The following is a 17449-nucleotide window of genomic DNA, read 5'->3' on the forward strand; positions in this document are numbered from 1 at the left end:
GGGCCGATGCCGGTGGCCTTGACCAGCGCCAGGGTGCTGGCCTGGGCCTTGGTGGCCAGGTACTGATTGATGGTCTGGCCCGGCTGGGCAACGTAGTGCGGCCAGGTGTCGAGCTGTAAGGGGGCGGCGGCCACATCCAGGTCCAGGCGTTCGCCCTGATCGCTGGCGTTGAGCAACAGCTCGCGCTGCTTGATGGTTCGCAGGCCTTCGGCCTGCTCGGTCAGGCGCCTGCGTTTTGCGGCACTGAAACCGCGCGAGGCGAGTTGCATGTTCAGTACCTCCAGGGTGGGCAGGGTGACCAGCGGACGGTTATGCACAAACCCGGCGGCGCTCAAATAGTCGAGCTTGCGCTGGCTGAATGCACGGATCAGTTGTTCGGCTTCGCCACCCTGGCTGAAGTCCAGGCGGTTGAACAGCATCGCGGGCGCGGGTGTGCTGGGGGTCGCTTCGTAAAAGACTCCGGCGTCGGCCTCCACGATAATGCGCGTGCCCCCGCCCGGGCTTAGCTCGATCGCCATGGCGCGCAGGGTTCGTTTGTCGTCCGTACCGAGCGTCAGCCCGTTCAGTTCGACCACCCGCGTTTCGCGGGTGAGTTTATTGTCCACTTGATTGTTGGGCAGGCCGAATTGCGCTTCGTTCTCGATAAGCCGGCCGGTGACCTGGGGTTTGTAGGTCAACGGTGTCGGCGCGGCCACGGGCGTCAATTCAAATGCGGTGTTCTGGGGCGTCACTGCGTACAGCCGGCGGTTGTGGACCAGCTTGCGCGTGTCGGTGCCGATGGCAGGCGCGGGGATCAGGCGAATGTGTTCGATGGCCTCGGCCCGGCGTTGGTGGATCGGGGCGTTGAACGCGGTGAGTTTTTTGGTGAAGCAGATCAACGGGATCGGGCTGCGTTTGCTTCGTCTCGGGCCGCATTGGCTGTCGAAGCCTTCGGCGGCCTTGAAGTAGGCGGGCGAGGTCAGGTCGTCCAGATGGGTCGGCGCCTGGTGCTGCAGACGGAACAGGCTGTCGTGGTCGAGCAGGTCGGTGGCATCACGGCGCGCGATGAGCAGCGGCGGGGTGGCGAACAGGCGGTCGGTGACCAGCACCGGATGGCCCTTGGCGGTCTGCATCGGCGTCACGTCCAGGGCGTTGTCCAGGCGAAAGCTGGGGCTCGGTGGCCCGTAGGGTTTGCGGGTGAAGGGGTGGCAGGGGTGCCAGTGGTTTTTGTGCAGGATTGCGTTGATGCGCAGCAGGTCACTGCCGCGCAACACCGTGCCGCTGCCGATGTCGGCGCCGGCCAGCAGCCGGGGGTAGTCCAGCAGGCGCAGGTCGGCGGTGTGGCGTTGCACCTGTGTGATGGCCGTGTCGAGGATTTTCCGTGTGCCGCTGCTCAGCCGGATCGCCCCGCTGCGTGCCAGCCTGAACAAGCCCGGAAGACCATCCAGCGGGTTCAGCACGGTGTTGAGGAAGGTGCTGCTCAAGCGGCCCAGTTGCAGCAGTTTGATCGGCAGCGGCGCGGTTTTTTTCAGCACGCTCAGCGATGCCTTGAGAAAGTGTTGGGTGGGAAACAACAGGGTCAACAGGTCGATGAAGCAGGCATATCCGCCGTCGATGACACGACGGGTGTTACCGGAGCCGAGGTCTTCGGCGCAGGACCAGAACGGCACGAAGGCTTTGAGGCGCTGCCACAATCGATCCCAGCGTTGTTGAAGCTGCTCGCGCTGCGTGGTGCCCCGGGCGTGCGCGTGCAAGGCATCGACTTCGAGGAAGAAGTGCTGCTGCACGATGGCTTGGGCAATCGTGCGATTGAGCGCCGAACCATAGGTCAGCGCGGTCGTCGGTGGGGGGGGCGGACGTCGGTCTGAATGACCACAGCGTGTGTACGATCACCTTGGCGCGCTGCCCCGGCCGTGGCGGGCGCCCGCTGGCATAGGCGTCCCAGTCCAACGGCAGGTCATCGCCGATCAGCAGTGGGGTGACTGGATGGGTGGCATGGGGCGTGCCGCTGATCACCGTTATCAGCGTACCGCCCTCGCGGAACGCCAACGGCGCGCCGCTGCGTTTGTGAACGCGGTTCAACAGTGGGAACAGCTCGTATTCCTGCACCGCCGTGGCTGATGTGCCGCGCAGGATCACGCCCATTCGGGCGCTGCGCGCCAGTTCCTCCTCCGGGCTCAGCAGGGCGAGGTCTTTGCCGGGCTCTTTTTTCAGCACCAACAGCTGCAGGTCGGCCTGTTGCAGGAACATCCGATCCGCCAGCGGCAGTTGCGCCAGCAGGTCTTCGATCAGGGTGCTGTAGGCCTGCTTCAGGCGTTCGATATGGGCGCTGAAGGCTGTGTCGAAGCGTTGATGAATATTGCCCAGGCGCCCGAACGACGGGCGCAGTCGCGCCAGGTCCAGCTCGGGCTCGGTGGATTGCCAGCGGCTGTCGCTCAGTTGGCCATCCATGTGCAACTCCACCAGGCTGTGCAGGCTGTAGTTCTGGCGTTCGTGATGGTGCATCGGAAAGCGCAGACTGCCGCCGGCGAGCGGTGGGATGGGGCGCCACAGGCAGGCTTTGTCCAGCAATGGCTGGTTGGGGAAGACGTTCTTCAGGTCGGCCAGGGCAATGCTGCGGCGGCTTGGCGCTACGTCGGCAAAGGTGATCAGGGCCTGCTTCAAGGCGTGCAGGCGTTGCGTGAGGCGCAGCTTCAGCGCGTCGATTTCCTGCGCCAGGTAGGCAGTGGTGTCGCGCTCGGGCAGTTCGCCCACGGCGAGCGCCCAGTCGAGCAGGGTGCGGGTGGCGAGGTATTCGCGCCACTGTTGCTGCTCGGCGGTCGTGGGGGGCTGGGACGCCAGGGCGAGCATGTCGTGGTAGGTCAGGTGGCGCGGCGAGCCGGGCGCCATGGCCTGCGCGATCAAGACCCCTTGCTTGAAGCTCATCCAGGCGATCGAGGTGCGAAAGCACAAGGTCTCGGGCAGCTCCTGCACCAGAAACTCCGGCGCGGCAGCGGCCAACAACAGGTGGGCGGCGAGCGGTGCCGCACGGGCCGAGACGGTGCAGGTGCGGACCAAATGCAGTTCCAGGGCTTGGCGCACTTCGCCGTGGGGCTGGCCCGCGTGGGCGCTGAGGTCGAAACCGGCGACGGGCGCGCCCTCTTCGCCGGCTGCAGGGTCGAGGTCGAGGATCACTGCGCTCAGCACCAGCAGGTCGAGGCTGGTCTGGCTGGCGGTTTCGTCCGGGTGCTGCCCGTACCAGTGCAGCGCCGTCACCAGGCGTTGGCCGAGTTGTTGCGCCGGCTCCTGGCGCAGCAGTTGCTTGAGCAGATGATCGGCCTGGCGGCGGACCTCGTCGGCGGGTGTGTCGGTCAGCAGCGTGCCGCACAAGCGGTCGAGCAGGCGTGGAGGGCTGGCGGGCAGGTGGTTATTGGCCGTCGCGAGCAGGGTTTGCCGTTGCTCGCTCAGCAGTTGCAGCGGCGAGTGGGGCGTGGCGCTCAACAGCCCATGGTAGTCGTCGAACTCGACGCGGCGCGGCAGGTTCATCGCCAGGGCTTGCAGGGTGTCCTGGGCCTCGTCGACGTTGCGCGGTGGCTCAATATCATGTTGTTGCAGCAGTTGCTTGAGGGTGAAGGGGCCGCAGGCGGGGCGCGGGATGACGGCGGGGTGGTGCGGCGCAGCGGAGTCCGGTGCGGGTGTCAGCGTCACGCTGGCGGTGTCGATCAGGTGGTCACTGGGCGGGTCCTGGATCAGCCCGCGCAAACACTCGGCCATGACGTCGCGGTCGTGGTCCTGGGCCAGCCACTGCTGGTATTGCATCAGGGCGAGATCGGAGTCGGCCAGGTCGCTGACCGGCAACGTGGTCAACGGCGTTGACTGGCGCAGCGTGTCGATCAGTGCGCGGGCGTCGGCGAGTGTGTCGGGCACCGGCAGATCGTGGCACTTCAGCAGTTGGGCGAGGCTGAACTGGCCGTTCTGGTGGATAAAGCTGCCGAGTTGCTCGGCGACCGCGACCAGTTGTTCGAGCTGGCCGTCGAGGGGCAGCGCGAGCAGGTGTTCGATGTCGATATCCACCATCCCGCCCCAGGCGTTTTTGCCGATGAGCCGGCGCGTGGCAGGGTCGAACGTATACGCGCCGGGTTGCAGGCCGTCGACCACGTCCAGCGCCAGGAACGCGGGGCTGCGGGTGATGGCGTCGAGTAACGCGACGCCGGCTTGCTGGGTGCTGGCCCAGAACGAACCGGAATCGAGTGTGAAATAGGTCTTGTAGACGGAAAACAGGTTGAAGTCGTCGTCGAGCAGGGCTTGCAGTTGGTCGGCGATCTGCTGCTGGTCCTGATTCAACCGCCTCAAACGGTCATTCAGGCCCGCCTTGGGGTCGACGAAGCTGTTCGATTGATCGAGCGCCTGGGTGATCACCCGGCGCTGGCCGCGATGCCCGGGGTAGGGGTAACCGTAGAACTTCAGCACCGATTGCGCCGGCAGTTCGAGCGGCGCGGTATCGAGTGGCACATCCAGGCCCGCCAGCGCCACCGGCAGGCGCGTGGTCCAGGCCTGCAAGTGGGGGCGGCTGAGTGCGCGGCGGTACACCTGCAGCCAACAGCCCAGGGTGGAGTGCTCGGGCACGATCACTGTGGTGGAATTGCCGGTTGTCAGGTGGTTGAACAACGCGCTGATCAATTGGCCATCGGCGGCCAGGCGTTGCGTTCGACCTTGTTGGAGTACGTCGAAGGGGGTTGGCATGGGGAGATCCTTTCGCTGGGATTGCCGTCCTGGCAATCGAAGCGTCCCATGGTGAATGGGCGGCCCGGCTGCTGATATGGCGATGCTTCTCGTCCGACCGTGGCCGGCTTCCGCATTGTCTGCCTGATGGGCTCAAAGCATTGAAGCAGAGCCTTCGGCTGGGTATATACGGCCTAGGTAGGGGCATGACGCTGCACCAAAGCTGTGCAATACTCGGCGCGCGTCAAACGGAGAAAATCCCTACGCTATCCAGGTAATGCACCTCCACAAAAGCCGCTTTTACCGCGACTTCTCGCTGAATCTTGGCGTTTATTAAGTGAAAAACCCTGGCTTGAGCTTTTTATACTGCACCCCCGCTGATCTGGCCCTGGCCAGACGGGTTGGCCCATGAGGCGAGCCCGGTATGAGGCGTTGTGGCGGACCTGCCGTGACGTCGAGTACTCGGTGGCTTAATCCAATAACAAGACGAGGTTGTACCCCTATGCCAGTTGGCAACCACCTGCCTCATGGCGAGACCGCTCAGGGCGGCCCGCTGAAACGTGAACTGGGCGAACGGCATATTCGCCTGATGGCCCTCGGCGCCTGCATCGGTGTCGGCCTGTTCCTTGGCTCGGCCAAGGCCATTGAAATGGCCGGCCCGGCGATCATGCTCTCTTACATCATTGGCGGCCTGGCGATCCTGGTGATCATGCGCGCGCTCGGCGAAATGGCGGTCCACAACCCCGTCGCCGGTTCGTTCAGTCGCTATGCCCAGGATTACCTCGGCCCATTGGCGGGCTTCCTCACCGGTTGGAACTACTGGTTCTTGTGGCTGGTGACCTGCGTCGCGGAAATCACCGCCGTGGCCGTGTACATGGGCGTCTGGTTCCCCGATGTGCCGCGCTGGATCTGGGCCCTGGCGGCGTTGATCAGCATGGGCACGGTCAACCTGATCGCGGTCAAGGCGTTCGGTGAGTTCGAGTTCTGGTTCGCCCTGATCAAGATCGTCACCATCATCGCCATGGTGATCGGCGGCGTCGGTATCATCGCGTTCGGCTTCGGCAATGACGGTGTGGCGCTGGGGATTTCCAACCTGTGGGCTCACGGCGGCTTCATGCCCAATGGTGTGCAGGGCGTGTTGATGTCCCTGCAAATGGTGATGTTCGCCTACCTGGGCGTGGAAATGATCGGCCTGACCGCCGGTGAAGCGAAGAACCCGCAGAAGACCATCCCGAATGCCATCGGCTCGGTGTTCTGGCGCATTCTGCTGTTCTACGTCGGCGCGTTGTTCGTGATTCTGTCGATCTACCCGTGGAATGAAATCGGTACCCAGGGCAGCCCGTTCGTGATGACCTTCGAGCGTCTGGGCATCAAGACCGCTGCCGGTATCATCAACTTCGTGGTGATCACCGCCGCGTTGTCGTCCTGCAACGGCGGCATCTTCAGCACCGGGCGCATGCTCTACAGCCTGGCGCAGAACGGCCAGGCCCCGGCAACCTTCGGCACCACCTCGCGCAACGGCGTACCGCGCAATGCGTTGCTGCTGTCGATCGCTGCGCTGCTGCTGGGCGTGTTGCTCAACTACCTGGTGCCGGAGAAAGTCTTTGTGTGGGTCACCTCGATTGCCACCTTCGGCGCGATCTGGACCTGGGTGATGATCCTGCTCGCGCAGCTCAAGTTCCGTAAGAGCCTGAGCCCGGCGGAACAGGCGGGCCTGAAGTACCGCATGTGGCTGTACCCGATCAGTTCCTACCTGGCCCTGGCGTTTCTGGTGCTGGTGGTGGGCCTGATGGCGTACTTCCCGGACACCCGCGTCGCGCTGTATGTCGGCCCGGTATTCCTGGTGCTGCTGACGGTGCTGTTCTATACGTTCAAGTTGCAACCGACCCAGGTTGCCCAAGGCGTCGCGCGCTCGGCGTAACGCTTGTTCAGGGCGGCCTGTGGCGCACAGGCCGCCCTGATGCGCTCAATCGCGCTGCAACGCGTGAAGGGCGGCGTCCGTCAACTGGCCGATGAGGCGGTTGCGCTCGGCGGTCTGCGTGTCGATCAGCGCTTGCAGCTGGTCGAGGTGTTCATCGGAGTGTTTGTCCGGCAGCTCCTTTTGCAAGAGCCCGATCTTGTAGCGGGTCACGTCCTTGATGGTTAAAAACGGCTCGGGGAAGCGTCGTTCGAGGTAGTCGAGCCAGAAGTCGCGGGTTCTATAGGAGTTCGCCAGCCCTGGTGAGTTCTCCAGCCCACGCAGTATTTGACGGGCCTGCTGGACATCGTTTTCGACCACGCCATATCCCTCCACGGAATACAACATTTGCTCGACCTGGACCGGCAGGTTGAATTCGTCGCGCAACCTCACCCGATAGAACAGGGTGATTTCGGCCGGGTCCGGCGAACGTCCTTGCACGGTCAAGCGGCTGATGTGATCGTCGGCGAACTGGTCGAGCTGCTCCAGGTAGTACACCTGTTTGGCCAGGCCGAGCAGTTCGCGGTCGATCCGCTGCTTGTCGTACCGAGCGAGGGTCTGATGCACGCGGTGCATGAGTTCCATGTTGCTGAACAGCAGTATGGCCCCGTCGCCACAGGTGCCTGCGGCACTGGTGTTGAGGAACACTTTTTCGCGCAGCTCGGTGGACTCGCCCATGCCGTTGAGCAACCGCCAGACACGACGCGTCAGTGTTTTGCGTGTTGCGCCGCCCTGCTGGTAGTCCAACGATTTAGTCAGGTCTGCCAACACTCTGAAGGTGTCATCCGGCCGGGCGCCTTCCTGGCTTGATAGCGCGTCCCACAGTTGTTTCGCCGGCGCGTGTTGAGCGCTGTCGAGGGCGCCCAGCCAGGGCGCGACGTTACGTTCTGTCGCGGGCGAGTGAGTGATGCCTGGCACGGTTCTGACCATGATAATGCCGCTGTCGTTGCGGTATTGCTCCAGACGTTCCAGGGCTTGCGCGGACAGCGGGTTGCCATGCAGATAGATACGGCGGTTTCGCATGCGCGCCCTGATGTGAGTAAAGACTTGCTCGGGAATGCTTGAAATCTGGTTTTCCTGCAAATACAGCGTGTTCAGATTCCCGTGCTCTGCGGCGCCTATCGGCCATTCATGGAGATCGGTGCCCCTTAGTCTCACGCTTGTGAGTTGGACCATCCGGGTAAGGTCCGGGGTGATGCCCAGGGGGTTGCCGCTCAGATTAAGACTGCGCAGATTGACCAGGTTGGTGAGTCGCCCGGCCGACGCTTCAGTTAAGCGGAGCCTGTTGAATTGCAGGTCCAGGTGGGTCAGTTGCGTCATGTCGGTGATAGCCGTGGGCAGTTCGGTCAGCTGACAGTCGATGTGTAAGGCGCGCACGTTAGGGAAAAGGGCGAGGAACGCGTGGCCTGCGGCGGGGAAGGTGTTCCCGGCGATACTCAAGTGCTCGATGTGTTCGAACCCGGTGAACCCCGTACCAAAGGCGTCTGTGGGGAGGTCATTGTCGTCCAGTCGCAACGTCAGCGAGTGGACGTCGAACAAGCCGGCAACATAATGCAACATCGACTCATCCCGTCGCCACGCCCTGCGCAGTTGGTTCGCGATGTAGCGGCGTTGACCCAGATGCACGCCTAACGGGTCGGTCTGGGGGGCGTCGATGGCGCGAGGGGTGTCGCTCCAGCGTGTCAGTTCAGTGTCCATGAAGCTGAATTCGGCCTGGCGTCGGTCCAGTTCGATCAGGGCGGCGGGTTCTTCCAGGCCGAGTCGGTGGATGAAGGCGCGGGCGGCATCGTTGTCAAACCGAGGGTAGAGCTCCTGCACCCGGCTCCTCAGGCTCGGCGCACGATTACCGCCGAATGGCCAGAGCCAGTTCCAGACGGGGTACGCCAGGAACGAGCGATCCAGGCCCATGGGTGGTTGCAGCCAGGGTTGCAGGTGAGGCAGGTCCAACAGACTCTTTATTTGCACACGTTGGGACAAGGCCAGGTTGGCTATCTGCTCGCGCAGTGGCGTGAGGTCGTATTCGGCAGTGATTCCCAATGAGGTCCGTTCGGCAGGGCTCAAGGTCTGGATGATGGCCGGCAGCAGGTGGCTGCCCCTGCCGTCGGGAGTGGCGAGTGCTGTGCCTTGAGGATCATAAGCGTGGTAAACCCGGTGTTGTTTGACCAACACTTTCCGGTTCGTCCCGGCCGGGTTGCCGGCGCCTTCTATGCTGGGGCCGTTGAAATGTCGGTCGCGCACCTCTATTCGAAGGTCCGTTGGCCAGCCGCTGACGGATTGAAGCAGGTGCAGGATGATCCGGTCGCTGTCCGGGTTGATCAGGTTGTCCAGGTACAAGCCCTCGAAGGCTCGATTCAGACGCACCTCGTGGGCGGTCAACCGGGCTTTTTCGCCCAGGCGCAGGCTTACCTTGTCATGCTCGTGCAACTGCTTGAGCTCGTGGGGCGTGGCGTGGCCGAGGATGCCGTCGACCGTGCTGTTGGGTAATTCCGGATGAGCGACCTTGAACCGTTCGCGTAACGCATTGGGGCCGCCGTGCTCGCTCTCCCGGTAGAGTGAGGTGAACAGATCGTTGGTTTCTTTCTCGGCAAACTCGATGATTTTTTTCACCAGTTTGAACAAGCGTTCTTCAGCAGATGCAGGTAACTCTCCGAGCAAGGCGTTGATCAGCGCATCGTGGCGGGCGAGTTGGTTCAGCAGCCGGGCCTCCTTGTACTGCGACTCGGTCACGCGGATCGTTTCAACATGCGGCCCCGAAGTGGCCGGGTGTTGATAGCGCACTTCATTGTGCGGCCCGATGATCTGCAGCCGGTGGCTGTCCGGCCATTCCGGAAACCCGGAGATCACCAGCAATTGCAGGTCTGGATCGGCATCTTGCGTATTGGGGGCCTCCCGCAATGCTGCGATGAAGCGCTGGATCTGTTGTTCGATCTTGAAGCGTTTACAGGTGTCGGCGAGCAACGGCGGGGCCGGGTGACCGGCGCGGTGAACCTGGCGCAATACGTGGTCCGGTGTATCGGTCAGGGCGAGGATTCGATCGGCCTGTTGCCGGGTGAACGCGTAGTCCTTATGGCCCAGCCGATGGAGCAATTGATGGGCGTCCCAGGTCATGGGGTTCTCGCTGGCCAGCCGCCAGGCACCCTGGCCGTTGTGTTCCAGGAGTGGGGTGTCGACGCCGATGTTTTTCGGGTGTTTGAGCCGCCACTTGAGCCGCTTTTTGTCGAAGACGATCCGGTACAGGCTGCCGGACAGCGGTAGGTATTCGTTGCCCTCAATGCTGAAGATGCCGTCGGCCCTGGGTTTTAGGTGCGGTGGCAGCATCAGGTTGTGTTCGTAGGGCGCCAGTGAGCCATTGACCAGGCTGACGAACCCCTCTGGGTTGCGGCGCGCGCTCATGTTATCCCCCAGGGTTTTGCGCAGGCCCTTGGCGTCGGTGGCGCCGTTCATGCCCAGCAGCTGACGTTCGTGAGGGTGGAGCACCGAGGCGATGGCCAGGTAGAAGCTGTCTTGGACGGGGGAGACGGGGATTTCGCCAGCGTTGCGGATGTCGTAGGCGCAGTAACGACCGCCTGGGTATAGGCGCAGGTTTACGGTGAGGTCGTCCGGACCGCTGGGCACGAAGGTCTGCCCCTGGCTGACATCGGTGACCACAAACGGCCGCTTGAGGCTGTCGCGTATCAGCGCGCCGGCGAATTCCCTGGCCCAGAGGTCGGTGTCGGCATTGAAGTCGCGGGGGTTGTACAGGCTGTCGATCACTGCATCGATGCGCAACGCGGTACGTTGATGATCGAGTCGTTCAACAAACGCCACCGGCAGGGTGCCTCCGCTCAGAAACGCCTCCTGCTGGCGTGCTGTCAGCGGGTGCTCGGCGAGTAGTCGCGTCAGGTTGGCGGCGGTCAGGGGCGGGTTCAGGTCGCGCAGTTTTTTCAGCAAGGGCGTGACGGTAATCAAGGCCGGTGAGACCTTGACCGGCAGAAACCGTCTGGCTGCCGGCGCGGCGGCGAGTTCGCCTTTTTCGTAGCCCCAATAATCGAACAGCGCCGAAAACAGCGCGTGGCGCTCGGTGTTTGCCAATGCGCCAACCTGTCGGCGCACGCTGCTGACGCGCGCGTCCTCGGAGGCGTTGGGTTGGTCCTCTTTGCCCAGGGCCGAGTCGCGTGGTTGCTGGCGGATGATCAGTTGAAGCAGGTGCTCGTTGCCCTCGGGGCCGCTGCCGTCGTCGTTGAGGTCTGTGTAGCTGCCATCCTCGTGGCGCTTGAGGTTGATGGCATGGGGGCGTGGGGGTGGTTGCTCGGTTTTGCCGTAGGTCTCCAGCCGCGTGCCTTGTGCATCGTGGATATGCAGCAGGGTGTCGGTCGGCCAGCCGTTGAGTTGGGTCAGCAGGCAGAAGACCGTGCTGTCGGCATGCGCCGGCAGTTGGCCGGGTTGGGGGAACCGCTCGATGATTTGCTGGATGACCTGATCGACCTGCAGACGCCTGGCGCCTTCGATCAGGTTCAACGGTGCCGGTTGGGCCTGCCACACGCGATCCAGTGTATCGCGTGTGGTGGCGGTGCTGCGTAGCATGTGTTCAAGGTCAGCCGACGGGATCGTCGACGCCCCGTCAGGCAGCATGCGTTGCAGCAACTCCTGGTTGGACAGGAGATGGGCGTTGTGCAAATCGAAGGTCCAGGCCTGGAGTTCTGGGACGAATATGATCGCTGGGGTGTAGCCGTCTTTACCCTGTGTGAGTACATAGCGTTTGTGCGCGTCGTCGAATTTGACTTCGACCAGCACGTCCGTCTCGCCCTGGCGCAGTTTGGCGTAGAGGTGCCCCTGGTGCGTGTAAATGCCCAACGCATTGGGGCTGATACCGTTGACCAGGCGCTGGTTGTCGTGGGCATACGGTTGGGCGTCGGCTTTCCAGAGCCCATGGCTGCCGTCGACGCGCGTGATCTTGTACGGGTTGCCGAGTTTTTCCAGGTACTCGTGCATGCGTCGGCGATGAGCCCTTCCGGCGGTTGAGATCAACTTGCCGCTGACTGCCAGGTCGGTGACATCGGCCAGCGCCGAGGCAAATCCGCTGGCTTCGCCCCTGGCCAACTCATTTACGCCCTGGGCGGCGCTGTAGGTCAGGCTGCCCATGGCCGTGAGCTGCATGACCCGGTTCATGCCGGTCACGCCGCCGGGCAGCGGCATAAGCAGCATTTGCAGCACTTCACCGGCAATCGCCGCCGTTGCATCCTTGAGGGCTTGCCAGTCTTTTTCCGCGCGGGTTTGCGCCAGGGTGTCCAGGTCTGACTGAAAGCGCTGGATCTGGCGATAGACACACGCCTGGACCAGGGTGGTTTCACGCCCGGATTTGATGTCGGTGCTGAAGCGGATGTTGTCGAGGGTTTTTGGCGGGAAGGCCAGGTGAAAGCCGTCGTACACATACGCGCCTAACCAACTGAACCCCTTCAGGTGCTGCTCTTTATCGATCAGTGATTTGAACACCGACAGCCCGATCAAGGGTAATTGCCGGGAGAACCAGCCCAAGTCTTTTTTCGCGTGACTGTCAGTGAGTTGTGTGCGAAACGCGCACTCGGCGGCTTGAGCATCGTTGTGGTATTTCAACGCCCCTCCGGGGCGGAAGGGGAAGTAGGACAGCACGCCCAGGCTGGCCACGCGAATCAGTATCAAGGGCACGGGGATGCAGGTATCCCAGGGGACGAAGGGCACCGAGATCAGGGGGGTGATACCGGAGCTCAGGTTCAGCGTGTCGAACGGCAATTGCGCGCCAGTGCCTTCGATGGCGGCGTTGAGCCGCGTGTAGATCTCCAGGGTGACGCCGGTGGTGGCGCGGTTGCGATAGGCTTCGATCACGTCGAACAACAGGCTGGCCTTGGCCGACGCCTCGAACAATGGGCGCAACGCCCCATCCGGCGCCATGGCGGTACGGGTTTTGTCACGCAACTGAGCACCCAGGTCCAGCGCGCGGGCGGCGTCGATGAAGGTGGACGTGCTCAAGCTGCGGTCGTTGTCCGGCCCCACGATATAGCTGGCTTCCACCAGGCTGAAACCCGAGTCGCCGGGGATGGAGTGGGTGAAGCCATAGTTGAGGCAGGCGGCCTCCCACAGTGACAGGTGCTTGAGGTGGTGAATGTAGTGAAAGTCGTATTCGGCTCGTCGCGTGCGATTGGCGCCCTCGGGAATGGGCACATAGCCGATCGGGGTAAGCGGGTCCGACGGGTCCCAGGGAAAGCCCTGCTCTCGTTTTTCCTTGAAACGGGTGAAAAGGGTGTACTGCTCGGGATCGCGCCCGCCGAGCTTTTCCCGCAATTGCGCAAGGCCTTGGGTCTTGAAGTCGCGGGTCAGCGCTTGCTGAGCGGTTTCCAGCGCCGCCAGGGCTTTCAGTGCTTCGCGTTGTAAGCTGACGTAGCGGGCGGTTTGCGCTGGGTTCAAGCTGTTCATGGCTTGAATGACGTTGTGCTGGATCTGCTCAAGGGCTTGTTGGTGTGACCAGGCGTTGCTGGACTGCAAGTTCCCTGACAAACCGTTGAGCAGTTGATAAGTCGACATATGCCATGACCTTTCACGATAAGTGGAAGGGCATGGAAGCACCGCCGCGAAACCTGCCGGGGCTAACTATTTAATGACGCGGTGGGCAGCGCGCGTCGCTCTTGCAACGAGCTGTCCAGGCGCTTGTTGAATTCCAGCCAGCTCGCCAGAAGCGCCATCAACACCATGCCTGCCATCGCGCTGAACAGTTGCATGGCCAACGCATCGCCGGCCAGGGCATTGAGCATGTCCGCCAGCGGCGCCAGCAGCACGCCGAGGCAGAACACCTCCAGGGAATAGCGGCCCATGCGGCAACTCTGTTGCGCCAGCCAATGGCGGGTCCAGCCGGTATGCGGCAAGAGTTTGGCGGTGACATAGGCCAGCGCCAGGAAGTGCACCAGGCGCACCGGCGACAGGTCGGTCTTGCTGATGGGGTACAGCAGGTCGCTGAGCCACGCCGGCATCAGCGCGTCATGCACTTCGGGCCAGCGCCAGGCGAGCGTGATGATCGCCGCCAGCAGCGAGTAGGCCGCCGCCGCGACAAACAGCGGCTGGCGCAGCAGCCCACGGGTTTGTGCCGGGCGTGGCCGGCCGGCATGAATCGCCGCCGCGCCGCCGAGCACAAACAGCAACTGCCAGGTGACGGGGTTGAAGTACCACACGCCATCGGCGATCGCCCGCAGGTTCCAGCCCATCCACGGCGCCAGCAGGTACACGCTCAACGACACGCCCACCACCGCCCAGGTCTGGCGCAGCAGCAATGGCAGCATCAGCGCCAGCCCGCCGAGCAGCACGATATACAGCGGCAGCGGGTCCATCAGGTTGGGCTTGAAGCGCAGCAGCAATTCATCGGTGAGCGCCTGCTGCGGCTGGGTGACGAAGTGCGTCAGGCCCATTTCCTCGACCAGATCACGGGTTTGCACATGGCTGTTGGCGAAAAACACGATGCCCATCAGCAGCGCTAGCAAAAAGATATGCACCACGTACAGCACCCAGGCGCGCCGCAGGATTTTCAGCGCGGCGATCCAGTAGCCGTCGCGTTGCAGGATCTTGCCGTAGGCCAGCACGGCGGCGTAACCGGCGAGGAACACAAAGACCTCCGCCGCATCGCTGAAACCTAAGTTGCGCAGGGTGATCTGGCCGAGGGGATTGTGGGGGACGTGATCCCAGAAAATGAAGATCAACGCCAGGCCCCGAAAAAAATCGATGCGGGGGTCGCGTCCGTTCAGCATGGCAGCGGGCTCTTGTACGAAAGGTTTAGAAATGATTGGCGCGCGCGGCGGTTGTCTTACGCCGCACGTCGGGCGGGCGCAGGTTGGCGGTATTTATAAGCAATTGCAAAGGCTGGGTATTACTGAATGTCTCAATGGCGCGGCGGCGCTACCTGTTAATTCTGACAGTAGACGGAGCGCGGGCGCCGTGGCTTGCTGGAGCCAGTCGCAACGGGACAACGCTATGGCCAGACTGTGGAAGGGATTCTCCAGCTACACGGTGATTGGCATCGCTAATACGGTGATCCATTGGCAGCTGTTTTTTGTGTTTCGAGCGGTCTTTGAGCTGAGCCAGGCGGTCAGTAACCTCCTGGCTTTCTGCGTGGCGGCGAGCTTTTCCTTCTATGTGAATGCGATCTACACCTTTGCGATGCCGGCCTCGTTGCCGCGCTATGGCCTGTTCATGCTGTGCATGGGTGGCTTGAGCCTGGGCGTGGGCTGGCTGGCGGATCGTTGGCTGGTGCCGGGGATTGTCACCGTGGCGGCGTTTTCGCTGATCAGCCTGGTGTGCGGGTTTTTGCTGTCGCGGTGCGTGGTGTTTCGCGAGCGTGGGCAATGAGGCTCTCGCTGGTGGTGCCGGTGTATAACGAAGAGCAGGCGGTCGGCGTGTTTTACCGCAGCGTGCGTCAAGAGGCTGCGTTGCGCGAGCATACGGTCGAGATCGTGTTTATCAACGATGGCAGTTCCGACCGCACCGCCGAGTATGCCCAGGCGCTCGCCTTGGCCGATAGCCGCGTGGTGCTGATTAACTTCTCGCGTAACTTCGGTAAAGAAGCGGCGCTGTTCGCCGGGCTCGAATATGCCACCGGAGATGCGGTGGTCCCGATGGATGTCGACCTGCAAGACCCGGTCGAGGTCATCGCGCAGTTGCTGGCCGAATGGCAAAAAGGCGCCGATGTGGTGCTGGCCAAGCGCAGGGATCGTTCCAGCGATGGCTACCTCAAGCGCCACAGCGCGTCGCTGTTCTATCACCTGCTCAATCGCATTTCCTACACCCACATCGAAGAAAACGTCGGCGACTTCCGGTTGATGGACCGCAAGGTGGTGGACGTGATCAAGGCCTTGCCCGAGCAGCAATTGTTCATGAAAGGCGTGCTGTCCTGGGCGGGGTTTAACGTCGCCATCGTCGAGTACGACCGCGCCCCCCGCGCTGTCGGCCAGAGCAAGTTCAACGCCTGGAAACTGTGGAACCTGGCCCTGGATGGCATCACCTCGTTCAGCACTTTGCCGCTGCGGTTGTGGAGCTATATCGGCGGCGGTATTTCGCTGCTGGCGCTGGTGTACGCCGGGTATCTGGTGGTGGACAAGGTGCTGTTTGGCAATGCGGTGCCGGGGTATCCGTCGTTGATGACGGCGATCTTGTTTTTGGGTGGGGTGCAACTGATTGGGATCGGGATATTGGGCGAGTATGTGGGGCGCATTTATATGGAGGCCAAGCATCGGCCGAGGTATGTGATCCGGAATATTGTTCTAAAAAAAGACGGGCATACGTGGGGTTTGAATGAACGCAGTGAGGTAGACGATGACTGATTTCTGGCTGAGGCCGCTCTCAAGATGCCACCGGTCCAAATTATTTGGCGTAGCTGTCTTTTTGTTCGCCTGGCCACTGATCCTAGCTGACCACCTCTACCTTGATGATAACTGGCGAGCACTATCCGGCGGGATGGCCTGGCAAGAGAGTGGTCGGCTGTGGGTCGAGCTTTTTTATCAAGGGCTGTCTTTTAGCAGCGGTGCGCCGGATGTTTTTCCATTGCCGTTAGTGTTGGCGATGGTGTTGTTTGTTTGTGCGCTTAACGCGTTGGTTACGCACTTATTCCAAAGATCTACAGCCGCAACTTGCCTGGTGGTATTACCACTGTGGTACAGCCCTTTTTTCCTGCAAAACCTTTCCTATCACTATGACGGCCCGACAATGGCTTTTGGGGTGGTGGCTGTTATTTATGCAATTACGTTTCGTCATCGCTCAATGATTTTGCGACAGGCCGTGGCGGGGCTGTTAATGGCGTTGGGGTTGGGTTTTTATCAAATGGTCATCAACGTATACATCGGATTGTGTTGTGTTGAATTGATTCGGGAAGTGGACAGGAACCTATCGTTACGTCGCAGTTTGCTGTTATTGCTCGATCAATGTTTGAAGCTGACCTTGGGGGTTCTGATTTATGTGCTGACGGCCTATCAGTTCACGGTTGCGGAACGAAAGGCTTTGCGCGTCCTTGACGGCGACTGGTTACGGCTTTTGAGCAATGACCTGCTGACCTGCGTGCAGCACATTGCATTGTTGGCTCACGACGGAAACCGTTGGTTAATAGCTCTGGTGCTCGCGCTCGCGGCGTGCGGCTTTTGCTTGAGCCTTTATCGCATTTTCAAAAGCGATAACACATTTTTCCAAAGGCTTATGTTGAGCCTGATCTGCCTTATTGCCCTTGCAGTGGCGTTTCTTGCGATACCGGGCTTGGCACTGGTTTTCAGGTTTTTTGACAGCAATGCCAGGTTGATGATGGGGATGTCGACATTTCTGGTGCTGGTGTTCTATTTTTCCCTAAACGTACTGGTGCTGGGCGGGGAGAAATGGGGACTGCTATTGCTGCTGCCGTTACTGGCAATGCTGGCTTTTTCTTATGCCTATGGGCGTGTATTAACGTTACAGAAGGAACTGGAAAACAGTGTCGTTCACTACCTGTCTTATGAGTTGATAACCAACGAGCGGCTATCGGGTATCGAGCACGTTCAGATGGTCAATAACTTCAGCAACGATTGGCTCGGTGGTGCTGAGGGCACAATGAAACTAATGCCTGCTTTGAGGTATGTGCTTAACGTTCATGTCCTGCTCCTGCCAGAGTTACTGAGCCGTTCGGGAGTAATAGTACCGTTCTCACCTACTCGGAGTTTTGATTGGTGGGGCCGACAGCAACAGGGAGAGCGTCTGATCGAGAACCGCTTTTACAGTGTGTATCTTCAGGACAAGACTGCAGTTGTCGTGATGAAAGATATATCTGCCGACGGGAGGGTTCGTTAAGGGGCGCCT

At 61.5% G+C, this 17449-nt stretch carries 7 protein-coding genes; 4 read left to right on the top strand and 3 right to left on the bottom strand.

Going from position 1 to position 17449, the window contains the following annotated elements; translation table 11 throughout:
• Positions 1-1608: 1608 nt before the first annotated feature.
• Entirely contained in the window at positions 1609-4701 is a 3093-nt protein-coding gene (locus U5A08_RS05665; RefSeq protein ID WP_321850678.1) for a hypothetical protein, read from the bottom strand.
• A gap of 481 nt (positions 4702-5182) precedes the next feature.
• Here U5A08_RS05665 and U5A08_RS05670 point away from each other — a divergent pair, with 481 nt between their 5' ends.
• Entirely contained in the window at positions 5183-6601 is a 1419-nt protein-coding gene (locus U5A08_RS05670) for an amino acid permease (protein ID WP_253393564.1), read from the top strand.
• Between the two features lie 45 nt (positions 6602-6646).
• Here the strand turns inward: U5A08_RS05670 and U5A08_RS05675 are convergent, their stop codons facing one another.
• Positions 6647-13174, bottom strand: a complete 6528-nt coding sequence (locus tag U5A08_RS05675; protein WP_321850679.1) for an NEL-type E3 ubiquitin ligase domain-containing protein — start codon at positions 13172-13174, stop codon at positions 6647-6649.
• Between the two features lie 62 nt (positions 13175-13236).
• Positions 13237-14385: an OpgC family protein gene (locus U5A08_RS05680; RefSeq protein WP_321850681.1), complete on the bottom strand. Its 1149-nt coding sequence runs from the start codon at positions 14383-14385 to the stop codon at positions 13237-13239.
• Positions 14386-14608: 223 nt separating this feature from the next.
• Between U5A08_RS05680 and U5A08_RS05685 the strand changes: the two genes are divergently transcribed.
• The 3 genes from U5A08_RS05685 to U5A08_RS05695 are packed head-to-tail and all read left to right on the top strand — an operon-like array spanning position 14609 to position 17440.
• The gene (locus tag U5A08_RS05685) at positions 14609-14983 is read left to right on the top strand and encodes a GtrA family protein (RefSeq protein ID WP_253393567.1); all 375 of its coding nucleotides are present in this window, start codon (positions 14609-14611) and stop codon (positions 14981-14983) included.
• Complete coding sequence (locus U5A08_RS05690) at positions 14980-15954, top strand: glycosyltransferase family 2 protein (protein ID WP_321850684.1); 975 nt, start codon at positions 14980-14982, stop codon at positions 15952-15954. Before U5A08_RS05685 ends, U5A08_RS05690 begins: the two co-directional genes overlap by 4 nt.
• Positions 15947-17440: a glucosyltransferase domain-containing protein gene (locus U5A08_RS05695; RefSeq protein WP_321850686.1), complete on the top strand. Its 1494-nt coding sequence runs from the start codon at positions 15947-15949 to the stop codon at positions 17438-17440. The genes U5A08_RS05690 and U5A08_RS05695 overlap by 8 nt, the downstream gene beginning before the upstream one ends.
• The last annotated feature ends 9 nt before the right edge of the window (positions 17441-17449 follow it).

Origin of the sequence: Pseudomonas paraveronii (genome assembly GCF_963681955.1) — a bacterium.
GTDB classification, from domain to species: domain Bacteria; phylum Pseudomonadota; class Gammaproteobacteria; order Pseudomonadales; family Pseudomonadaceae; genus Aquipseudomonas; species Aquipseudomonas paraveronii.

What these genes read in the sequence shown, in the direction of transcription:
- U5A08_RS05665 (WP_321850678.1), bottom strand. Translation starts at nt 4,701, where the DNA reads ATGCCAACCCCCTTCGACGTACTCCAACAAGGTCGAACGCAACGCCTG.
- U5A08_RS05670 (WP_253393564.1), top strand. Translation starts at nt 5,183, where the DNA reads ATGCCAGTTGGCAACCACCTGCCTCATGGCGAGACCGCTCAGGGCGGC.
- U5A08_RS05675 (WP_321850679.1), bottom strand. Translation starts at nt 13,174, where the DNA reads ATGTCGACTTATCAACTGCTCAACGGTTTGTCAGGGAACTTGCAGTCC.
- U5A08_RS05680 (WP_321850681.1), bottom strand. Translation starts at nt 14,385, where the DNA reads ATGCTGAACGGACGCGACCCCCGCATCGATTTTTTTCGGGGCCTGGCG.
- U5A08_RS05685 (WP_253393567.1), top strand. Translation starts at nt 14,609, where the DNA reads ATGGCCAGACTGTGGAAGGGATTCTCCAGCTACACGGTGATTGGCATC.
- U5A08_RS05690 (WP_321850684.1), top strand. Translation starts at nt 14,980, where the DNA reads ATGAGGCTCTCGCTGGTGGTGCCGGTGTATAACGAAGAGCAGGCGGTC.
- U5A08_RS05695 (WP_321850686.1), top strand. Translation starts at nt 15,947, where the DNA reads ATGACTGATTTCTGGCTGAGGCCGCTCTCAAGATGCCACCGGTCCAAA.